A 22,102-nucleotide genomic window follows, 5' to 3' on the forward strand; every position below is an offset into this window, starting at 1 on the left:
GAAAGAAAAAATGGTCGCACCAGTGATTTTGCTATATGGAAGAAGGATTATGATGATGGGAATGATGGCGGGTAACACGAGCAAGGTGATCGGTTTAATCATCGGAACGCTGATCTTGATCGCTTGCGTGTTTGCAAGTATCGTCTTTGGGGCAACAGATACGGGTTGGCAGGAGGCGATCGAAGCCTATACCAACTTCAACGGTTCCAATGAACACCTGATCATCCTCACGGTTCGCGTCCCGAGGGCGCTGATCGCGCTCGCCGTAGGTGCCAGCCTGGCAGTCGCCGGGGCGCTGATGCAAGCGCTGACGCGAAACCCGCTTGCTTCTCCGGAGATATTTGGGGTGAATGCCGGGGCATCATTTTTTATCGTGGTATCCGTGCTTTTGCTAACCATCACATCTCTATCGCAGTTTATCTGGATTGGATTTTTGGGAGCAGCGATTGGGGCGGCTGCTGTCTATATCTTGGGAACGATCGGCAGAGAAGGGACGTCATCCGTCAAAATCGTGTTGGCTGGCGCTGCCGTTACCGCACTGTTCTCTGCTTTCACCCAAGGGATTCTGACGCTTAGTGAAAGCACGCTGGATGAGATTTTGTTCTGGCTGGCAGGCTCCGTTGCTGGACGAAAGCTGGAAATGCTGCTCTCGGTGCTGCCCTACATGTTGATTGGCCTGTTCTTGGCACTGCTGATCGCACGCCCGGTCAATACGCTGGCCATGGGGGAGGACGTAGCAACGGGATTGGGACAGCGAACCGCATACGTCAAGCTTGCCGCTGCTGTCATTATTGTATTGCTGGCCGGCAGCTCGGTCGCGCTTGCCGGATCGATCGGGTTCGTCGGGATTGTCGTTCCGCACATCGCCCGTTACTTTGTGGGGATTGATTACCGTTGGGTGATCCCTTACAGCGCTCTTTTAGGAGCGATCCTGCTGCTGTTGGCTGATATCGGTGCTCGGTTTGTGGTGATGCCGGAAGAAGCGCCGATCGGGATTATGACCGCGTTGGTTGGAACTCCCTTCTTTGTGTACATCGCGCGGAGGGGGTTCGCAGCATCATGAATCGGGACATCGTGAAGAGGTACATATCCCTCCGCTGTGCGGCTTGGCCGGTCTCCTTTCTCGTCGAGCGAAGGGTGGCAACGGTGAGCATTCTGCTGAGTGTGTCGGTGGCTGCCGTCTTTATCCTCAGTGCCGGAATGGGAGATCTCTTCCTCACCCCGCTGGAGGTGCTGCATGTGCTGACCGGCAGCGGAGAGGAGAGCCAGAGTGTCATCGTCACCACGTTTCGACTGCCGCGCATCTTCGTCGCTATGCTGGTTGGCGCAGCGTTGGCTGTATCGGGGGCCATCCTGCAGGGGATCATTCGCAACCCTTACGTATCCCCTGACATCGTCGGGATTACCGGTGGAGCGTCTGTTGCCGCCGTTTCGTTTATCTATTTTTTCTCAGGGGTTTTGAGCATTCACCTGCAGCCCTTGTTCGCATTTGTCGGGGCCGGTCTGATCGCTTTTGTGATCTACAGTCTGGCTTGGCGCAGGGGGGTGACGCCGATCCGTCTGGTTCTCATCGGCATCGGTTTTTCAGAAGGGCTTCGTGCCGTGACGATGCTGATGATCGTGCTGAGTCCAATGTACGCGGCAAGTCAGGCTTACATCTGGCTGACGGGTACGGTCTACGCTGCTACCTGGGATCAAGTATTTACGCTGTTGCCTTGGGTCGTTGTTTTTATCACCGCTGCCTTTCTATACGTGGGAAACGTAAACGTGCAGCAGTTGGGTGACGACATCGCGGCCAGTCTAGGCAGTTCCGTTCAGCGGGATAGGGTTGTCTTGTTGCTGATCAGCGTCGTGCTGGCGGGCGCCGCTGTTGCGATCGCCGGGGCTGTTGGGTTTGTTGGCCTGATCGCCCCACACATTGCGCGCAAGCTGGTAGGACCGTCGTTTGGCGGTATGCTGCCGGTTTCCGCCTTGACTGGAGCACTTATCGTCATGCTGGCGGATCTTGTCGCCAGAACAGCCTTTTCGCCGCTTGATATTCCGGTTGGTGTGTTTACGGCGGCAGTAGGGGCGCCATTTTTCATCTATTTACTCTACCGGACCCGCAAACAGTAAAGAGGGGAGATCCAGCACAATGAAGGGATTGGAAGCAAGAGAGTTGACGTTGTCGTATGACGACACCGTGATCATTGACAAGTTAGATTTACAGATCCCCAAACAAAAGATTACCGTATTCATCGGAAGCAACGGCTGCGGCAAATCAACTCTGCTCCGTTCACTTGCTCGTCTGCTGAAACCGGCAGAGGGATGCGTGCTGATCGATGGGGAACAGATTACCAAGCTGTCTACCCGGGAAGTGGCGAAGCGCCTGGCGATTCTTCCCCAAGGCCCGACAGCTCCAGAAGGATTGACCGTTCTCCAGTTGGTCAAGCAGGGGAGATACCCTTACCAGAGCTGGCTGCAGCAGTGGTCGAAGCGAGATGAAGAGGCTGTGATGAAGGCGCTGGAAGCGACGCAGATGACTCCATTTGCCGATCGGCCGGTCGACTCGCTCTCCGGAGGACAACGGCAGCGGGCGTGGATTGCGATGACGCTGGCTCAGGAGACGGAAACCATATTACTCGATGAGCCGACCACCTATCTCGACATGACCCATCAGATCGAGATTCTCGATCTGTTGTATGAGCTGAATCAAACCGAGCAGCGAACGATCGTCATGGTGCTGCATGATCTGAATCTGGCCTGCCGTTACGCCGACCATATCGTCGCTGTTCATAATCGGTCGGTCTACGCCCAGGGAGCGCCAGAACAGATCTTCACGGAAGAGATGGTCCGCGATGTGTTTCAACTGGAATGTCAAATCGCCACCGACCCCCTATATGGGACGCCGATGTGCATCCCTTACAGCAAAGGAAGAAATGTTCGTATCCGATCCTTGACGGGAGTAGGTGTGTGACGCCAATCCCCATGTATGGGGGAGAAGGGAGATCATGTGCATGGAGTTGTGGGAAGCGCTCAAGGGGCGGCGCTCGATCGGCAAAGTAAAGCTAGACGTCCCTCCTCGTGAATGCATTGAGAAGATATTGGAAGCGGCTACCTGGGCGCCCAGTCACCATCAAACACAGCCTTGGAAGTTTTTTGTCCTGCAGGGAAGGGCGCGCCAACGCTTGGGAGAAGAGATGGCTCGGATTGCGATGGGCAAGATAGCGGATCAAGAGACGGAAGACGTCCGGGCCAAGATCGAAAAACTGAAGTCCAAACCACTGCGGGCACCTGTGGTGATCGCCGTCGCCGTCACTCCGTCCGAGCAGGAGAAAGTGGTCGAAATCGAAGAGATTGAGGCTGTCGCATGTGCCGTGCAAAATATGATGCTGGCGGCTCACGAACTGGGGCTGGGTACGATCTGGCGAACGGGCAGCATCACCTATGAACCAGATTTGAAACCATTTTTCGGCTTGGGCGAACGCGATCGACTGCTCGGTTTCGTCTACGTCGGATATCCTGATCTGCCGCAGCGGGAGTCAGTGGGAAGGCCCTTTACGGAGAAAACAGTTTGGTATGATGAATGAAAAAGCGGCTATTCCTGCTTAGGAATGGTCGTTTTTTTTAAAACCCATGGAACCGCAAGCATGCTGTTTGCTGTTTACATGATCATGGTGGGGTGAACCCTCCCTTTAGTGAAAAATAAGCTGACACCTGTTGCATGGCAGGTGCCAGCTTGCGATCGCAGCACTGAGGTTTACTAAATCTACCTTGCGGCTGCTTCCATGCTAGTTGGTGATTTTATACACATCTTCTTGATAAGCTTTTTGTACTTCGTTTTCAGAGACAGGGCTTTGTTCTTTTTCCAGCAGCACGGCCTGGTCCGCTTGGTCCCAGCCCACCTTGTAGCCGAGCGTCTCAGCTACTTTTCTCACCGGCAGGAACACATCTCCATTTACTGTCGTCTCCAGCTTCGCAAAACGGTTGGATTCGATCCCTAATGCTAGTTCCAACTGAGCAGCAGCGGCCCAGACGGTACCATCCTGGAGAACCAATTGTCCTTCCGCAAACGGATAACGTGCTCCGTTCACTTTCAGTTGAAGCTCGCTCGGATTCCATAGTGCGGGCGCGTCCGGTTCTGGTTGGACAAAAGAGACGGCGTCTACGCCAAGTACCGTTCCTTCCCTGGTATTGTCCGCGCCACCGTACATCTTGCCCGTTTCGTAGTCGAACAGCACGGCCTGCACGTTTCCGATGTCTTGCGGCTGTTCTTCAAACACGTGACCTCTGGACATCAGATCGAGAATCACGTCTTGCTCAATCCCTGCTTCCCAGCGTACATTTGGATAGCTGCTGGAATAGATGCGCGGCGTTTCGATCGCTTTCTGGATCGGCAGTTTATGATCAATCACATTGATGATCGTCTGCGCAACGGATGTGATAATCGTCGGTCCTCCCGGCGAGCCGACCGCCATAAACGGCTGGCCGTCTTTGAGCGCCATGGTTGGCGACATGCTGCTTCGCGGCCGCTTTCCAGGCTCTACCTGATTGACCCCGCCTGGCTCAGCATCAAAATCGGTCATTTCGTTGTTCAACATAAAGCCGTAGCCTGGAACCATGATCCCGGTACCAAACACTTGCTCGATCGTCGTGGTGTAGGAAACCATGTTGCCCCATTGGTCGATCACCGAAAAGTGCGTCGTCTGTCCAATCGGATTTTCCTCTTGTACAGACGCCCGTTTTTTCTTGTTCTCGCCGTCAGGTTCATACTTCCATGGGTCGCCCGCTTGTACGTTGGCATTGGCGATGCGGGGGTGGATCAGCTCTTGCCTTTGCTTGATGTATTCGTCGTCAATCAGCCCTGTTTTCGGTACCGGATAGAAATCTTCATCCGCCATGTACATCGCCCGATCAGCGTAAGCGAGGTGCATCGCTTCGATCAGACGGTGCAGGTACTCAGGTGAATTGACACCCATCTTTTCAACATTGTAGCCTTCCATCAGTTTCAAGATTTGCAGGACGGTCAAGCCGCCGGAGCTTGGCGGAGACATGGAAACCACTTCATAGCCGCGATACATGCCGCGAACCGGTTCGCGTTCTTTGACCTGGTACTGCTGCAGATCATCCGTGGTCATCACGCCGCCCCGTTTTTGCACTTCCGCGACCAACGCTTCTCCAATCTCTCCATTGTACAGTGCATCGGACCCTTTTTCCTTGATCAGCGAGAAAGTCTTCGCCAGATCGGGCTGAACCAGCAGATCCCCTTCTTGAAGCGGTTTGCCGTCTGGAATGAAGACTTCAGCAGCCGTTCCGTACTGCTGCAGTTTCTCGATATTTTCGGCGATGTACTGCTCCATCGACCAGTTTACCTTGAACCCGTCTCTGGCATATGTAATCGCTGGATCAATCACCTGGGATAACGGCATCGTACCGTACTGTTCCAGAGCGTATTCTACGCCTTTCAAGGTGCCGGGAACACCTACCGCATTTCCACTGGTATGACGTTGGAACCAGGGAATCGGTTTGCCGTTTTCGTCGAGGAATAGATCGGGCGTGGCCTTTTGCGGCGCCATCTCGCGACTGTCGATCACTTTGATCTCGTTTTTCTCTTTGAGATAGATCATCATGAACCCGCCACCGCCGATTCCTGACATCATCGGCTCAACCACGTTGAGGGCCAATTGAATCCCGGCAGCCGCGTCGACCGCATTCCCGCCTTCCGCGAGAATCGTTTTGCCAACCTCTGCCGCCAATGGATGTGAGACGGCGACAATTCCTTTTGCTGCACTCGGCATCTCTTCAGATACGCCGGGCACAGCAGCAAACACAGGCGTGATGGAAGCAAACACCAACAACAAAGCACTGATCAGATGAAACCATCGATTCAATGAACATTCCCCCTTTTTCATCTTGTTGCTACATTGTAGTGGAATGACTATGGAAACATACGGGAAACTACAAGATTTCGCTAAAAATAATCTGTATATTTAGATTTTTCTTTCGAGTAACGCTGTCGGATGCGAGAACGGATCTTAGGAAACCAAGCAATCTGTTCGTTTACCATATAAAGGAAGGGTGATTTTTTAATAGTTGGTGTTTTTTTTCATAAAATTTGCGTAAAATCCATAAGGTTTTTCGCCACAGGCGATCTGACCCAATCCGTTTCCGTGAAAGGAAAGGATGAAGTGGCCCAACTGGCTTCCGAGTTTAACCGCACGATCGGGACGTTGAAACAACTGGTGCAAGGCGTCACCGGTGCCTCTGAACGCGTGAACGGGTTTACCCGAGAGCTGGCGGTCGGCATTGACCAGACGAACCTGGCCGCGCAAACCATTACCCGTTCGATTGAAGAGGTGACCAATGGCGTGGAGGTACAGGTACGAAGCGCCGAAGAGACGTCCAGGGCGATTGAGGAAATGTCGGTCGGCATTCAGCGGATCGCCGAGACATCCTCGTCCGTCTCCAGTGCATCGCTGGATGCGGCCAAAGAAGCGGAACAAGGCGGTGTCTGGATCGATAAAGCGGTACAGCAGATGAACAAGATCAATAACGCCACGGACCGCGTAGCTGGGGCGATTCATCGTCTGGGCGATCGTTCCGAGGCGATCGGGCTGATCCTGGAGACCATCTCCGAACTGGCCGCCCAGATTAACCTGCTTGCGCTGAACGCGGCGATTGAAGCGGCTCGGGCCGGAGAGCACGGCAGAGGGTTTGCGGTCGTGGCGGATGAAGTGCGCAAGCTGGCGGAACAGTCCGATGATTCGACTCGTCAAATCGCCAAGTTGATTACGGAGATCCGCGATGATATGGGTCATGCGGTAGGAGTCATGACCGAAGGGGAGCAGGATGTGAAGGCGGGAATTGACCTGATCGAAGAACTGCGTCAAGGTTTTGCCAATATCCTGTCATCCGTCCAGTATGTAGCCAGCCAAATCGAAGAGGTGTCGGCAGCGGCGGAACAGATGTCGGCAGGCTCTGAAGAAGTGACTGCCTCGGTGCAAGAGATGACGCGGATTGCCGTCAATTCGGCTGACAGTACCCGGGAAGTGGCGGCCGCAGCCCAGCAGCAATTGGCTTCCATGCAGCAGATCTCGGTCTCGATCCAATCCTTGGGCAGTGTCGTCGAAGAATTGGAGCAGGCTGTCCGTCGATTTAAGATGTAGTAGATTTCATCCGAAAACAATAGAGAGACATCCAGATATCCAAGAAAGGAGTGAGTGTTTTGAAAAGGAGAAACAAGGTATTGGCAGTTGCCGCATTGGCAGTCACGTTGCTCGCAGGGAATCTGTTCACCCCGTCGATCTCAGCGGAAGGGACACCGGTCCCCATAGAGGATGCGAGTGCTGCACAGGTCTCCAAGGAGGCGGCGAGTGCTGCACAGGTCGATCTGGCCGCAGCGAACAGCGGTGTGATGGTACCTGTTGAAGCAGTTAGCCAAGCGTTGGGCCAAACCGTCACCTGGGATCCGAAAACAAAAGAAGTAAACATCCAATCCCGCCTGGACAAGATTATCGAACAAGGCTATATCCGGATTGGTACGACAGGTGACTACAAACCGTTTACCTACCTCAACCCTGAGACAAACGAGTTTGAGGGCTACGACATTGACGCTGCCAAACTGCTGGCCAAGAACTTGGGCGTGGAAGCAAGGTTCGTGCAAACATCTTGGCCGACGTTGATGGAAGACCTGCTCGCGGACAAGTTTGATATCGCAGTGGGCGGGATTACCCGCAATGTGGAACGGCAGAAGAAAGCTCATCTCTCCCAAGCGTATATCAGTTTCGGCAAATCTCCGTTGATTCGCTTGGCAGACAAAGACCGCTTCAAAAGCCTGGCCGATATCGACCAGCCAGACGTCAAGATCGGGCTGAATCCCGGTGGGACCAATGAAAAGTTTGTTCGCGCCAACATCAAAAACGCAGAGATCATCATGGTCGAGAACAATCTGGAGATTCCGCACATGGTAGCCGCTGGTGAAGTGGACGTGATGATCACGGACAACATCGAAGCGATGCTCTACGCCAAAGAAGATGAGCGTCTCTACGCCGCACTGACCGACCAAACCTTCACCGTTGATGAAAAAGGGTATCTGATGCACCGCGGCGACCTGGTATTCGAGAACTGGATCGAACTGTGGATGGATGAAATGAAGCTAAAAGGTGAGTTTGACAAGCTGTATAAAAAATGGATAGAATAGTGACGGCAAGCCTGGTTTTCGGACCAGGCTTCTCTTATGTCACATGTTGGATGAGAAGGTGGGTCATTGAATCAGCTTTTTAAACTGCAAGAGAGAGGAACAACGGTAGGCACGGAAGTGCTGGCCGGGATTACGACCTTTCTCACCATGGTCTATATCGTCATTGTCAATCCAGCCGTCTTAAGCGATGCCGGAATGGACTTTCAGGCGGTGTTTATCGCGACAATCCTGACCAGTATCGTCGCCACACTCTTGATGGGCATATTCTCTAACTATCCGATTGCGATAGCCCCCGGGATGGGGATGAATGCCTACTTCGCCTACAGTGTTGTGGCTGGTGGCGGTATCTCCTGGCAGGCTGCGTTGGGAGCCGTCTTTTTTGCCGGACTGATCTTTACCCTGCTTTCGCTGACCGGCTTTCGCCGCTTGCTGGTCGATGTGATACCGAACAACCTGAAGCATGCGATTACCGCCGGGATCGGTCTGTTTATTTCGTTTATCGGTCTGCAAAGTGCGAAAATCGTCGTCGATTCTCCCGCCACCCTGGTCACGATCGGGAACTTGACGGAACCGATGACCCTGCTGTCGGTGATCGGGATTGCCATATCGCTGATCCTGCTGGCCTATCAGGTAAAGGGGTCCCTGTTTATCGGGATGATCATCACTTCTTTGCTCGCTTGGCTGTTCGGCATGATGGAGCTGCCGGCACAAATCTTCTCCATGCCAACCGGACTGGAAAAGACTGCTTTTCAGATGGACTTGGCCGGTGTGCTGGAGCAGGGGCTGTATGCTGTCATCTTTACGTTTTTGCTGATTACGCTTTTTGACACGACCGGCACGATGCTGGGGGTAGCGGGACAGGCGGGTCTGATGAAAGACAACAACTTTCCCCGTGCCAAGTCGGCCTTGCTGGCTGACGCAGTCGGAACCACACTGGGAGCAGCGCTGGGGACTAGTCCCACCTCAGCCTATATCGAATCGAGCGCCGGGGTGGCCGTTGGCGGAAAAACCGGTCTGACGGCTGTAGTGGTCAGCTTGTTATTTGCCATCGCCCTCTTTTTTGCGCCGATTGCGCAGGTGCTGGCCAGCATTCCGGCGATTACCGCGCCTGCTTTGATTATCGTCGGGTTTTTCATGATGAACGTGCTCCGCAGTATTGACTGGAAGGACTTTGAGGAGGCATTTCCAGCCTTTCTGATCGTCATCACCATGCCGCTCACCTACAGTATTGCTACGGGGATCGGTCTCGGTTTTATCGTATATCCGATGCTGAAAATCATGCGGGGCAAAGCCAAAGACGTCCATCCGATCATGTACTTGTTTGCCGTGCTGTTCTTCATACAGATTGGATTTTTTGGCCATTAGTCAACTGCCTGGTCTAGACGAGCAGCAGTTGACAGGTGAGAGAGAGTTGCATGTCATTGCATCATGATACGGACCGCTGTCCTTTTGGGCAGCGGTCAAGTTGTTGTTTAGAGCGGCTCTTCGTCGTGTTCGGGGTCACTGTGCGTAGGATGAGAGGCAGGCTCGTGCCGGGACAATCCCTCGTGGAAGTTGCGAGTCTCGTAGGCAAAGCGGGTGCTGGTCGAATGCTGACCCTCTTCCCATCCGGTCGCTTTGCCTAGGTAGCGCTCATCCGTGGCGGCGCCATAAGGGCCCTCTGGGAACTCTTCTTGGAGGATTTCGTTTCGCTGGGACTGGACCGTCTCCAACTCATGATAATCCGGCTTGTCGTACTTTTCGTAGGTCGGCTTCGGTCTTTTGCCCATCATGACGCTCCTTTCCTGTCTGGCAGTCCGTTTCCAAACCATTCTTAGTGTGTGCAAATGGTATGGTTTTACTCCTGTCGCAAGCCGATTTTGGCAGGCCATTATCCTATTGCTTGGCTCCATACGTAAGACACCCTGAAAGCAAGGGTGTTTTTTTGTTTATTCCGCAACTGCTTACGTATTTTAAAGTATTAAAGCCTATTAGTGAGCAAGTTTATCCTTTTTACGACAAAAAAGTTGTTTTTATAAGTCGGATACAGGGAAATAGTCCCTTGTGTTCTTTTGCATGTAGATACATATTCTCTCGGTAATGGCAAATCCCCCAAACCTAATATGGGACTAACGACATATCTGCGGTTCACGCACGAACGAACACAACCGGATTGCCGAACATACATCAAGCATGCACATCAATAGCAGGGCTACACCTGATTGTACAGCCCTATTTCTGCGTGAAATGGTTCTATTTTGTGTTTGGATCGGGAAGGGAGGAGTCAGAAAAAGCGTTACCGTTGTGGATTGAAGCCATTTGACGATCCGAGAGAAACAAGCAGGAGGGAGAGCATGTTGAAGAGGTGCATGTCCTTATTCGTTTTGTTATTTTTGTTGATTCATGCCCATTCCGCGTATGGGGCGGCGAAGGATGAACCGTTCGAAGTCGTAAAAAAAATATCTCGTCAGCATCATACGTACTCCGTTGTCATGGACGTTGAGACAGAGGAGTATTTTCTGCGCAAAGAGGAGCGGGAAAAAGGAGAGGAAACGCTGGTTTATGAGACTTCACTCGGGAGGTATGAGGGGAAGGTAAAGGTGAAGCTCTCCGTAAGAGAAGAAAGTCTCATCTTATTTATCAGCACAAGAGATGACTTTTCGCTGATACAGGCAGATGAGGTTTCCGGCGAAGTGATGAAAGAAATCTCGATAGATGATCTGGGGATTCAAAAAAACAAAGGGAACCGTGAGCTGAATACCGCCAGCGAACGAGATGTGTCTGCAAACCTTCGCTCGATGACGGTTCCAGAGGCGCCCAGTTTTGTAGCAACAGAAGAAATGACGCCAACGACGATTGACCTGAAGTGGAACGAGGTCGCAGGAGCGGAAGAATATCGTGTCTATTTTGCCGATCTCTCTGAAGAAGAACCGAATGAACTGCTTGTGGAAACGACGGAGACGACAGCTACACTACAACTGCCAAGTTCTACGGTTTACCAATTCTATCTGAGAACAGTGAATGATTCCAGGGAGAGCGATCCGTATTATTTTATCGCCCTTTTGCCAGACAAGTTTCAACAGGTAGAGGCGGTAAGTGGCATGGACAATCTTCACTTTGAGTGGTCTCCTGTGGAAGGGGTGGACGATTATAAATTGTATTTCTACTCGGAAGAAGAAAAGGAAGACGAACTGAGAACGGAAGATACCTCTTATACGTTTGAGAACCTCGAACCTTTGGCCATACACATATTGAACAATGATGCCATATCTGGCACAGAGATCCTGGATGAATTCGCGTTGGTAACGATGACCTACCCACTGGTCCCGCAAGAACCAGACGATTTCAACGCTGAGGTGTTACCAGATGCATCACTCCGGCTGGAGTGGGAAGAGAGCGATTACGCAGCAGAATACGTACTCTATCAAGAGGATGAGGAAATCGCCACTCTCGGCTCTCTGCAGACCAGTTATATCGTCCACGGACTCCAAATAGGCGAAACATATGATTTCTACCTAAAAGCCAGAAATATTTCCGGGGAAAGTGACCGGGTACATGTAGAAGTGACGATCACACCACCTGACATTCCCGACCCGCCCCTACATGAAGGGGATCTTCCGGCACCTGAAAACTTTGTAGCGGAGGAGATTCTGTCCGAGTCGGTTCTGCTGCGGTGGGACCCCATACCTGAAGCGATCCGTTACGATCTCTGGATCAACGGGGAAAAAAGTGGATGTGGGATACACGACGGAATACGAGCTAGACGATCTGGAACCCAGTACCGTATACGAACTTCACCTAAGGGCGATTGGCCCTGATGGAAAGGATGGGGCGTCAGCTGTCCTGTTGGTGCAAACGTTAGCTGATATGCCGGACCCACCAGAGGCGCCGCTTGTCGAAGTGGAGCGAGTCACTTCGATCAGTGCTTATCTGACGTGGAAACCGGTCGAAGGGGCGACCGTCTACAAGATCCGCTATATGGGATACGAGCAAGAACTGAGACGAGAGAACGTCAAGATAACTGGACTGCAGCCAGACCGGTCATATGTCTTTACCATAACCGCAGCAAATGAAGCTGGCGAAAGTGATCCGGTAGAAGTGGAGATTGAGACGGTCCCCTTTTCCTACGAGTACATCTACGATGGGAGTTTGCTCAAGCAAGTGATGAGCTCGTATGAGGAGATCTGGACCTATTACTATGACGATAACGGCAACAACACAGAAGTGATCTACCAATCGGAGCCTGATAAAGCAGATCAAGAATTTGACATTTCCTAGCAAGAGGTGAAGATACGGATGAAAAAGTGGCTGCGCCAAGCGTATACGATCTGCCTGTCACTGGTGATCGCCCTCTCCTCGGTGGCACCAGCGGGCGTTGTGTTTGGACAAACAGATGAAACAGCAGGTGTCCCGAATGCCCTGAGTACCACAGGTATAGAGGAGACGGATGGCTTTATTGACCATACGGGACTGCTTGACGATACAGCTGATTGGGTTTTTGACGATTATCCTGAGGTCCTCGTGGACGACTCGGACATCGAGTACCCGGATACGTCGGAGCAGCCGGTCCTGACAGAAGAGGACATTCTGGCGATGCAGTGGGATCAACTCACCGCCCACGCCGTAGTCAAAATCAACGAACTGTTTGAAAGACGAACGATCCAGATCGCATCGTTCTTTTACACCAATCTGCAGAAACTGCTCTCCATAGACGAGATCAACGAAACCTACGATTGGTCGGTAGAAGATGTGATGTGGGAGATAGAGGAACTGGACATCGATCAATACAACCACTTGATCAAATACGCACCGGTCGCGGGGTTTACCCATAAGAAGTGGAAGCGAAAAAAAGATAACGGCAACCCTGACCCGGGAAATCCTCCATCCGGCCCTCCTGGACAAGGTGAGGGAGGAGATGACGATGGAGGAGGCAACTGCGGCAACGATAAAGACAACGGCAATGCCCAGGGCTGTGACAAAGGCAACAAAGGCGGTGGAGACAAGGGGAACGGTGGCAACAACGGAGGAAATAAAGGCGGCGACAAAGGAAACGGCAACGGCAACGGAAACGGCAAAGCGAAAAGTCTTACTGCTGTGGACGAGGTAGCGCAAAGCTCGTTTGACATCACGGAACAATTGACCAATGTGCCACCAGAAGAACTGGTATATACCCCTAAGGACTTTACAAACACGCATTGGAAGAGCAACACGGACAATCCGGTAGATGAACTCTACAGGGCAGCCAATCTGGTGGAGACCGATCTGGTGCTAAAGGGCAAGCAAGGCATGGATCTGGTGATTCAGCGACGGTATAACTCCCTGGACAGCTTGATTACCCAACCCAGTTTGAAATACAAAAACAGGGAAGAAGCGATCAACGTAACGAAAAACGATGACGTCCCCGGGCCTTTCACCCTTGGAGCCGGCTGGTCGTTTAACTTCCCCATGTTTGAAGAGTCCAATCAACCGATTGAGGTTGAAAGCGAGGAAACGGACATCGGGATCAAATACAAGCTGAACAGAGATACCCAATACGATCGCTGGATTCGGATCACACTTGATGACGGTTCTACGTTTGAAGGGGGGAACGATGATCTTTCTGGCCCGATCAGACTCCTGTCTCCGTACAGTGGTGTCTCTGCGCGACGGTATTTTGGCGGGGAAATTAGCGTGACTAGAGACGGGTACTACTACCATATGGAGCATGAATCGGACTACCTGGAAGTAAGAAAAGTAGACCCTTATGGCAATACGATCATCTATCGTATACCGGACGGAAACGAGGATATTCCGATTGAGATTATCGACAGTGTAGGACGTATCGTAATCATTGAGAAGAATGACAAGGACGTCATTACCGATCTCAAAGTATATGAGGATGCATCGCGTCAGAAGCTGCTCAAGCATATCCGATACCATGTCGAGCAAAAAGAAATGTTGATCAATCCGGATAAATCGGAAGCAACAGATAAATTCTATCAGCTCAGCAGTGTAGAGGAAGTTCCTGTCAAACCAGAACAGGGTGAGAAAAGCAAAACGATTGCGAGTTATACGTACCTGGATCCATTTATGATGGGCAATGCCGAGTTTAATCTGACGCTAAATTATGAACTGCCTGCAGAAAACGGCAAGGTCCTGCTCGATTACCAGGGGATTGAATCGAAGGCCTATGTCGACGCGGATTTTAACAGGAGGAGTGTGATCCGCTACCTGCTGCTGGACAAGGCTAAATATCCGATACAGGGTCTTACACTGGGGTACCGGTACAGCCACTACTACCATGGGCCATATGGTCCCAATGATCCCAATACATCGGTTAAAAATCCTTTTGAACGCAACGTAGTCAGGTTGTATCTCGACAAACAGGCACTATCATACATCACGTATCACCCGGTTACGACTGTTCGCTACGAATATGAGGCGTTTAAACGCAATCCCAATGATCCAGAGACAAGTCCGCTGGAGAAAAAGTGGTTTACCAAGGACTATACGATGACGAACAGCGAAGTCTGGAAGCGACCCAAGGAGGAAATCGAGCGGCTGCGGGGAGTGGACGAACGGCGCAGTGGGGATCGGGTTATCTCCAGGGAGCGGTACCCGTCCCTGATGTTCGGCCGTCCGGTAGAAAAGACGTTTGAGGTGAATAAAGAGGGGTTTCACCGGCTACGCTTGGTGAAATCGACCGGCTATCGGTTCAACCCACTGGACGACCGTGAAGATGGCAAAGAGTACAGCTACAATCCAGAAACATATCTAAGTTTTGCCTACGAAGATGATGACATCGATCCAACCTATCAGTATACGTTTCTGGCTCCGACTCCTGAAGTTGAACTGGCAGCCCAGGATGTGTTTGACTACCTGATGGACCCCGAGGTGGAGGATCGCGAGCAGGTGGAGGATCGCATTCACCTGTACGCCCATGAGACGAAGTACGATTACAACCGATATGGGGACAAAATTTTTGAACAGGATCCGCTGGGGAATCAGACGACCTGGGATTACGTCGTGTTTGATGATGATTTTCGTCAGGTAGAGCACGTCGTCAAGGAGTCGGCAGATGGCACACTCGTACATGAAGAACAGTATGAGTACAACGAAGAAGGATATCTCACCGACGAAGTGATCGAGGATTCATACCCAGGCGGCCAGCATACAGATCGAATCGAACGGCGCTACTACTATGACGAAGATGATGAATTCGTCCTGACAAGCATGCGCGAGGAAATCTACGGTGCCGAAGAGAAAGAAGTGACGCGTCAGTTTGACTACGACCAGAACAACCTTCATATCACCGAAGTGACGATCGAAGATGTGGAGCTGGCAGAGGGAGAGACGGAGAATCTGCGATTGACGTACGAGTATGACGGACTGGATCGCCTGATCAAGCAGGGTTACCCGGACGGCAGTTACGTGCGCTATGAGTACGAACTGCTGGGTCGACCCAAAAAGGAAACGTTTGTCCCCAGATACGGTGAGGAGCGAGCGATCTGGTATCTGTACGACGATACGGTCACCAAACGGACAGTGGCAAAGGTGATGCCGGACTTCAAAATACTGGTGACGGTCTACACGCCATTTGGCGATGTGGAGTATCAGTTGGAGCAAGCCTTGACCAGAGGAACGTTTCAACGGCGACCTATGTTGTACAACTTCTACTGGATTGATGGCCGTCAGCTGCGCAACAGCTACCCCTATGCACAAGAGGAGCGAAAGACCACCTATCTGTACAACGATGACGGTTCGCTGGCATCCGCAACCAATGCATTGGGCCAAGAAACCACCTATTGGCGGGCTAATGCCGCGTTTGACGAGGGAACGGGCAGCTATCTGCCGATGAGGGCAGAGAAGGTGGAGTACCCCAATGGTCTCGCAGTGGCTACCTACTACGATCGATACGGACGCGCGGAAAAAACCGTAGAGGAGACAGGGGACGGAAACAAGGAGCAAACGACGCATTACGACTACAACGACTTTGGCTTTGTCACCGACAAAGAGGTAGAGGGAGATACCGGTGAATCACGGGATTGGGAGTATCAGTACGATCTGCGCGGCAACCTGATCTACCTGGAGGACCCGGAGCACAACGAGTACCGGTACACCTACGATGCACTAGACAATCTCATCGACGTCTACCAAAATGACCAGCACACTACCCGTTATCGCTATAATGTGCTGTCGTGGAAGCTGGCAGAGGAAGATCTGCTCAACGACCGTGAAGAGAGCTATCGTTACACGGTCAACGGAAATGTCGACACCTACACCGATAAAGCGGGGCAAGAATACGAGTACGACTATACGCCCTACTATGAGGTAGAGGAATTGGAGATCTCCGATCGCTTTGGCGATGTAGTCTACACCAAGCAAAACGAGTACGATCCGAGCTCTCGTCTGTTGGTAGAGGAGTCAGACACCGGAGGCCATACGGTGCGCTACCGTTACGATCCCTTTCATCGTATGACTCAGTTCACCGCGCTGGGCCATACCTACCGGGTGAAGTATCAAAACGATCCGGATACGATCAACCCGTACAACCTGGACGACCTGGACGATCTGGTAGACGGTTTTGTCTATTCCGACGGTACGGAAGTGGAATACGAATACGATGAATTGGGTCGCTTGGAACGTCTCAACAGCCCGCTAACCGGACAGGTGAGCTACGACTATGACACCGATGAAGACGGGGAGACGGTTACGACCTCCTATCCGAACGGCATTTCCATGGAGGCCGAGCGCAACTCGTTTGGAGAAACCTTGGAGACCACGCACAGCAACGGATGGGACGAGACCAACGTCTACGACGACTTTGGCAACATCGCCGCTGTCCTGCGAGATGGACAGGTGTGGACGTATCAATACGACGAGATCGACCGCATCGTAGAGGAAGCCAATCCCGGCGAGCAAGTGAGGGAGTATCAATACGATGGACTGGGCAACCGGAAACGGCAGCTATCGGGTGAGTTCCCGATGCCGACCGAATCGTGGGAATACGAGTACGATGCACTCAACCGCCTGATAGAGGCAGAAGTAGACGATACGGAAGCCAGATACACCTATTATCCCAACGGCCTGCGTGCGACCAAGACAGTGGAGGGAGAGACGACCCAGTACGTTTACTTTAAAGGACGTGTTGTGGAGGAATTGGATGCGTCAGGTCGAATCAAAGCACAGAACGTCTATGGGAATCAGTTGGTATTGCGGAAAGACGCTGCTGTGTCTGGCAAGTCTGGATTCTACCTGTACAACAGCCATGGCGACGTGATGAAGGTCGTGGACAAGAACACGGGTCGTACGCTTAACGAGTACCAGTACGATGCGTGGGGGAATCCGGTGGATGCGGGGCATCGGGAAGAGATGAGCAACCCGTTCCGCTACGCGGGTGAGGTCTACGATGAAGAGACGGGGATGTACTACCTGCGGGCGAGGTATTATGATCCGCGGATTGGGCGGTTTGTGACGGAGGATACGTATAAGGGGCAAGTGGATAATCCGCTGACGTTGAATCGGTATACGTATGTGCATAACAATCCGTTGAGGTATGTTGATCCGAGTGGGCATCGCTTAGACGCAGCGCATGGAAATGGAGGGATAAATAAGGATCCAAGCGGAATTCTACGTACCGATAACGGGAAAGGGAATGTTTATTGGGAATATTACGATTCTCTATATGAGTTAAATGGATCAGGAGCAGTTCCTGAAACAATTCGTCCTGAATATACAGGTAATGCAAAATACGATGAAGAAACAGCAATGTATATTGAAATGGCCCTGTCGACTGGCGGAATTCTTGTCAATTCAGCGAAGCAAGGGGTCAAGCAAGCTATTAAGGGTACGGGTAAATTTGATAATGGATGGGACATGCCTAGAGGTGGTACAGAAATTGGTGGAAGAAGATATTCTGAACATGCTCTTGAAAGAATGGCACCAGATACCATCCAAGTTCGGGCAGAATTAGAGAAGAGAGCACTAGAAAAAGGATTGAAGCCTGGAACTAAGGAATTCAAGAACTTTGTAGACCCTAGAGGTATTCCTCCAATGGTCGTAGAAGACACGATCAAAAATGTTAAGCCAGTTCCAGGTAACAGACCAAATACATTGAAATATGATGGGAAGGATGTTACCGTCATTACAAACACCAATGGTGATGTAATCACTGTAATTCCAAAATAAGGAGGGTAGTATGTGTCGATAAAATTTGATGAATACTTGCTACTAGAATTATTTGAAAGCGAACCGATAATTATAGATAGTGAGGCAGAGATTTACAAGTACCAGAAAAAGGATAATATTGGATTAGCAATAATATTATACTTTTCTGTCTATGACCAATATGCAACTGTAAGGTTAGAGCATAAAGATATAATAAAACCACTATTTGAAGTTGAAATAAATAACCTAAGACTTATTGATGCAGATAATGAGAAAATCTCTCTCTTTAAGCAAGAAAGTAAAGAACCTGCTATTCAAATTATAATTTCACCGAGTTTTATGCTAGATATAAGTCTCTAAAGATATAGAGGCATAGCCTTTTTTACACGGCGATATGTAAGTGTGATCCTATAACCTTGATTGGCTACATGCCTTTCAAGGTTTCTTTTTATCCGCACCACACCCTTCGCCATCTTAGTATGAGAGGAAAGCTCCCTATGTAAAAGTCCAATTTTTCTATGGAGGCGGGGGACTAGAAATGTAGCGTTATGGTGCATATATAGAAAAGAGTCTATAAAATATTTTGTGTAAACTCTCAACCTACTCATTTACAATTAACTTAGAAAGGTTGGGATTTTTTATGAGCCTCATACCAAAAGAGCAACTCAGGCAGTGGATTAAGGAAAAGAACATGAAGTCGATGGAGGATGTGCAATCAGCTTTAAAAGAGCTGTTCGCTGACACCATCCAGGAGATGCTGGAAGCCGAATTGGAGACTGAACTTGGCTACGCGAAGCATGACTCCAAAAACAAACGAACCACGAACAGTCGCAATGGATACAGCAAGAAGACCGTTCGTTCCGAATATGGTGATATCGACATTCAGGTACCACGGGATCGAGAGGGAGAGTTTGATCCCGTTATCGTGAAGAAACACCAGTCAAACGTTACAGGGATCGAAGATCAGATTCTTGCCATGTACGCCAAAGGGGTATCCACTCGCGACATTCAAGATCACCTGCAGCAGCTCTATGGCATTGAGGTCTCGCCAACACTCATTTCCAACGTAACGAACAAAATCATTCCCTTGATTAAAGAGTGGCAGAATCGTCCCCTGCAATCGGTGTACGCTGTCGTTTTCATGGATGCGATTCATTTTAAGGTAAAGCAGGACGGAGCCATCGTCAATAAGGCTGCGTATATGGTCATTGGCATCGATCTGGATGGCCACAAAGATGTCCTTGGCATCTGGATCGGGGAAAATGAATCCGCGAAGTTTTGGCTCCACGTACTTAACGAGTTGAAGAACCGTGGTGTCCAAGATATTTTAATCACTTCCGTTGACAACCTGAAAGGCTTTACAGAAGCCATATCGGCATGTTACCCGAAGACAGAAATTCAGAAGTGCATCATCCATCAGATTCGGAATTCCATCAAGTATGTGTCATACAAGGACTTGAAGAAGATTACGTCAGAGCTTAAGCCGATCTATAAGGCTCCAACGGAGCAAGCAGCCTTAGAAGAACTCGATCATTTTGAACAGTCCTGGGGTAACAAATATCCCTTGTTGGTACGTTCCTGGCGGAACAATTGGGCCGAAATCGCCACCTTCTTCAAATACCCACCAGAGATTCGAAAACTCATTTACACGACGAATGTCATTGAGAGTTACCATCGACAATTACGGAAAGTTACGAAAGGAAAAGCTGTATTTCCAACGGACGAAGCCCTTCTCAAAATGCTTTATCTCGTGACGATGGATGTCTTACGGAAATGGACGGGACGAGTCCAAAACTGGGGACAGATCCTGTTACAACTATCCGTATTCTTTGAAGAGAGAGTACAACCGTACATTCGTTAAAATGAAAGGCTTCATCCCCAAAAAGATTGTCTTTCTCTTCGCCAATCAGGTCAAGGGTTTGCTACGCCTTACGCCCTTGACCCCCATTGGCTACGAGAAAGATGTTCCGATTATGGGATGAAACCTTTTCATATATCGGTTGATTAAGTTTACACAAAAATCTTGACAGACCCGGTCTTTCTTTTGCCCCCACCCAGTGCCGAATGAATTGGTCGGCTACTTCCACAAGAACTTCACCTTCATCACACCCGTATAATATTCCTCTAATATGCCTGTACGCACATGCAATGCTTGAAAATATAACCCTTTATCACAATCTTCTAACCTTACCAAAGACTCAATATCATCAGATACCACCATGTTTTACTTCAAATATCTTATCTTCGTCTTCTCACGGATTTTCTGAAAATAATATTCTGCAATTATCGCAACAGATTACAGGCAAGTCTCGATAGAGAGGGTGAACAGGTCAGTTGTCGCACCTATTTTGACAGATGCACCGACTATAAATAGTGAGGGTGCGAAGTTTAATTTTGTTCCGCAACTATCTAGATATTTGCTCCGATAGTTACTGTGCAAGAACACTCTGGTAACGTGCCAGTTAACATATACAGGTAAGGCAACGTGAAGGCTAGCCACCTTGCCCTCTAATTATAGAAGGAAATTCGTTAAAAAATTTCCGGTGGGGGCTGAACATGGAAGGTGTGAATGTATCAATCGACCGCATTGTAGTGGACTTTACAAACGTATATTGGACGTTCTTCAATCCGCTTCGCGAGTGGCTTTGTCACTACTACAACGCCGCATTTTACGTTAAGGACAAGGGATTTAAGTACCGAGTACGAGTGAGGGAGGGTAAGCACTGGGCGTATCTCTCGTATCAACTCGTTTATGCCCGACTAGCAAGGAAACATACGCTTCGGCTAGAATGCCCACCCGATTCTCTGATTTACTTCCAGTCTTGGATTTCGGAGATTGGAAAAAACGCAACGGACATTCTGCATGTTCGTTCAGAAGTTGCGTTCGACATTCCTTTACCCTTGTCTGAACTGTTCGTCCTGTCATTGACAGGGCGGAACATGAAGAAAAGAAAGGGGACGTTCTACTCCAACAAGCGACATCAGCGGCAAGTAGCCGGATATTGCCGAGTATATGACAAGAAGGTGGAACTGTTACAAAGGCGTGGGGTGCGAATCGAAGGCGAATTAACGAGGTTTGAAATCGTGTATAAGCCGGATGAAAAAGTCCCAATGAGCGTATTGGTTCAGTATCCGCCGCGATTCAACAGGCTTTACCTTTGTGCTCAAGCAACTTCGCTTAAACTACTGAAAACGAAACTTCAACAAAAGGTGGTCGGACTGATGCGCGGCGAACTGGAACAAAAGGAAGTTACGGCTTATTACCGTAGGAAAATCGTGGAGCAAATGCGGCAACTCCCGACATTGGACTTCGACAGATTAGCGGAAGAGCAGTGGGAAGAAGTTATTACTGTACCTTGTGCCATATTGGGCGGCTTGATTAGCAAAGTGCCAGTTGCACTTTAGCCTTACTCGTCCTCCAAGACAATCAGTTCATGGAGCGGTATGTCGAGCGTCTTGCAAATTTGCTCCAATGTATCAAAGTAAGCCGCATTAACCTTGTCGGAACAAAGGTGACTTACAGTACTAGAACGGATATTCATCCTACGTGCGAGTTCACGCTGACTGATACCCCGTTCCTCTAAAATTTCTCTAAGACGTAATCGGACTGGCATGATTAACCTCCAAATAACGCAAATACCGTCCAAAAAGACATAAACCTTGAGAGAGCAGGAATAAATCATCTCTCAAGGTTTTTCTTATTTCCTCAGCCAACAAGGAATGACGAAAAATCTCTCGAATAGGAACATATAGTAAAAAATGGTTTGTGAAGAAAAACAAGAACCAGGCAGGTGAAAA

At 50.2% G+C, this 22,102-nt stretch carries 16 protein-coding genes; 13 read left to right on the forward strand and 3 right to left on the reverse strand.

All coding sequences use genetic code 11. The features are described 5' to 3' along the window. Positions 1–52: 52 nt before the first annotated feature. The 4 genes from LOK74_RS02455 to LOK74_RS02470 are packed head-to-tail and all read left to right on the forward strand — an operon-like array spanning position 53 to position 3,569. On the forward strand, positions 53–1,063 hold the full coding sequence (locus tag LOK74_RS02455; RefSeq protein ID WP_420908773.1) for a FecCD family ABC transporter permease: 1,011 nt from the start codon (positions 53–55) through the stop codon (positions 1,061–1,063). After that, a complete protein-coding gene (locus LOK74_RS02460; protein ID WP_230045048.1) occupies positions 1,060–2,115 on the forward strand; it encodes a FecCD family ABC transporter permease in 1,056 nt (351 codons plus the stop codon). The genes LOK74_RS02455 and LOK74_RS02460 overlap by 4 nt, the downstream gene beginning before the upstream one ends. Positions 2,116–2,134: 19 nt before the next feature. Then, the gene (locus LOK74_RS02465) at positions 2,135–2,956 is read left to right on the forward strand and encodes an ABC transporter ATP-binding protein (protein ID WP_230045049.1); all 822 of its coding nucleotides are present in this window, start codon (positions 2,135–2,137) and stop codon (positions 2,954–2,956) included. A gap of 40 nt (positions 2,957–2,996) precedes the next feature. Continuing rightward, positions 2,997–3,569: a nitroreductase family protein gene (locus LOK74_RS02470; RefSeq protein ID WP_230045050.1), complete on the forward strand. Its 573-nt coding sequence runs from the start codon at positions 2,997–2,999 to the stop codon at positions 3,567–3,569. 201 nt (positions 3,570–3,770) lie between these two features. On the opposite strand, the gene ggt is transcribed toward LOK74_RS02470, so the two are convergent. Continuing rightward, positions 3,771–5,891: a gamma-glutamyltransferase gene (ggt, locus tag LOK74_RS02475; RefSeq protein ID WP_420908716.1), complete on the reverse strand. Its 2,121-nt coding sequence runs from the start codon at positions 5,889–5,891 to the stop codon at positions 3,771–3,773. Positions 5,892–6,149: 258 nt separating this feature from the next. Between ggt and LOK74_RS02480 the strand changes: the two genes are divergently transcribed. The 3 genes from LOK74_RS02480 (at position 6,150) to LOK74_RS02490 (ending at position 9,544) form a co-directional block, all read left to right on the forward strand. Continuing rightward, positions 6,150–7,145, forward strand: coding sequence for a methyl-accepting chemotaxis protein (locus LOK74_RS02480; RefSeq protein WP_230045051.1), 996 nt, complete (start codon positions 6,150–6,152; stop codon positions 7,143–7,145). Between the two features lie 59 nt (positions 7,146–7,204). Beyond that, positions 7,205–8,179, forward strand: coding sequence for a transporter substrate-binding domain-containing protein (locus LOK74_RS02485; protein WP_230045052.1), 975 nt, complete (start codon positions 7,205–7,207; stop codon positions 8,177–8,179). 66 nt (positions 8,180–8,245) lie between these two features. Next, positions 8,246–9,544, forward strand: coding sequence for an NCS2 family permease (locus tag LOK74_RS02490; RefSeq protein ID WP_230045053.1), 1,299 nt, complete (start codon positions 8,246–8,248; stop codon positions 9,542–9,544). 107 nt (positions 9,545–9,651) lie between these two features. Here the strand turns inward: LOK74_RS02490 and LOK74_RS02495 are convergent, their stop codons facing one another. Continuing rightward, a complete protein-coding gene (locus tag LOK74_RS02495; protein ID WP_230045054.1) occupies positions 9,652–9,948 on the reverse strand; it encodes a hypothetical protein in 297 nt (98 codons plus the stop codon). A gap of 564 nt (positions 9,949–10,512) precedes the next feature. On the opposite strand from LOK74_RS02495, the gene LOK74_RS02500 reads away from it, so the two are divergent. The 6 genes from LOK74_RS02500 to LOK74_RS02525 all read left to right on the forward strand — a co-directional run bounded on the left by LOK74_RS02500 (position 10,513) and on the right by LOK74_RS02525 (position 21,709). After that, on the forward strand, positions 10,513–11,976 hold the full coding sequence (locus LOK74_RS02500) for a fibronectin type III domain-containing protein (protein WP_230045055.1): 1,464 nt from the start codon (positions 10,513–10,515) through the stop codon (positions 11,974–11,976). A gap of 31 nt (positions 11,977–12,007) precedes the next feature. Then, the gene (locus LOK74_RS02505; protein WP_230045056.1) at positions 12,008–12,436 is read left to right on the forward strand and encodes a fibronectin type III domain-containing protein; all 429 of its coding nucleotides are present in this window, start codon (positions 12,008–12,010) and stop codon (positions 12,434–12,436) included. An 18-nt stretch (positions 12,437–12,454) separates the two neighbouring features. After that, positions 12,455–18,325 (forward strand): RHS repeat domain-containing protein, encoded by a 5,871-nt coding sequence (locus LOK74_RS02510; RefSeq protein WP_230045057.1) that lies wholly within the window; start codon positions 12,455–12,457, stop codon positions 18,323–18,325. A 12-nt stretch (positions 18,326–18,337) separates the two neighbouring features. Next, on the forward strand, positions 18,338–18,664 hold the full coding sequence (locus LOK74_RS02515; RefSeq protein WP_230045058.1) for a hypothetical protein: 327 nt from the start codon (positions 18,338–18,340) through the stop codon (positions 18,662–18,664). Positions 18,665–18,944: 280 nt separating this feature from the next. Then, positions 18,945–20,165 carry an IS256 family transposase gene (locus LOK74_RS02520; RefSeq protein ID WP_230042332.1) on the forward strand — a complete coding sequence of 407 codons (1,221 nt, stop codon included), beginning with the start codon at positions 18,945–18,947 and terminating at the stop codon, positions 20,163–20,165. A 695-nt stretch (positions 20,166–20,860) separates the two neighbouring features. Then, a complete protein-coding gene (locus LOK74_RS02525; protein ID WP_230045059.1) occupies positions 20,861–21,709 on the forward strand; it encodes a replication initiation factor family protein in 849 nt (282 codons plus the stop codon). Between the two features lie 2 nt (positions 21,710–21,711). On the opposite strand, the gene LOK74_RS02530 is transcribed toward LOK74_RS02525, so the two are convergent. Next, positions 21,712–21,918: a helix-turn-helix domain-containing protein gene (locus LOK74_RS02530; protein ID WP_068723726.1), complete on the reverse strand. Its 207-nt coding sequence runs from the start codon at positions 21,916–21,918 to the stop codon at positions 21,712–21,714. Between the last annotated feature and the right edge of the window lie 184 nt (positions 21,919–22,102).

Source organism: Brevibacillus humidisoli, from assembly GCF_020923435.1.
GTDB classification, from domain to species: domain Bacteria; phylum Bacillota; class Bacilli; order Brevibacillales; family Brevibacillaceae; genus Brevibacillus_E; species Brevibacillus_E humidisoli.

Bases quoted from the DNA above. Each gene is read 5' to 3' on its own strand.
- LOK74_RS02455 (WP_420908773.1), top strand. From the start codon at position 53: ATGATGGGAATGATGGCGGGTAACACGAGCAAGGTGATCGGTTTAATC.
- LOK74_RS02460 (WP_230045048.1), top strand. From the start codon at position 1,060: ATGAATCGGGACATCGTGAAGAGGTACATATCCCTCCGCTGTGCGGCT.
- LOK74_RS02465 (WP_230045049.1), top strand. From the start codon at position 2,135: ATGAAGGGATTGGAAGCAAGAGAGTTGACGTTGTCGTATGACGACACC.
- LOK74_RS02470 (WP_230045050.1), top strand. From the start codon at position 2,997: ATGGAGTTGTGGGAAGCGCTCAAGGGGCGGCGCTCGATCGGCAAAGTA.
- ggt (WP_420908716.1), bottom strand. From the start codon at position 5,891: ATGAAAAAGGGGGAATGTTCATTGAATCGATGGTTTCATCTGATCAGT.
- LOK74_RS02495 (WP_230045054.1), bottom strand. From the start codon at position 9,948: ATGGGCAAAAGACCGAAGCCGACCTACGAAAAGTACGACAAGCCGGAT.
- LOK74_RS02500 (WP_230045055.1), top strand. From the start codon at position 10,513: ATGTTGAAGAGGTGCATGTCCTTATTCGTTTTGTTATTTTTGTTGATT.
- LOK74_RS02510 (WP_230045057.1), top strand. From the start codon at position 12,455: ATGAAAAAGTGGCTGCGCCAAGCGTATACGATCTGCCTGTCACTGGTG.
- LOK74_RS02520 (WP_230042332.1), top strand. From the start codon at position 18,945: ATGAGCCTCATACCAAAAGAGCAACTCAGGCAGTGGATTAAGGAAAAG.
- LOK74_RS02525 (WP_230045059.1), top strand. From the start codon at position 20,861: ATGGAAGGTGTGAATGTATCAATCGACCGCATTGTAGTGGACTTTACA.
- LOK74_RS02530 (WP_068723726.1), bottom strand. From the start codon at position 21,918: ATGCCAGTCCGATTACGTCTTAGAGAAATTTTAGAGGAACGGGGTATC.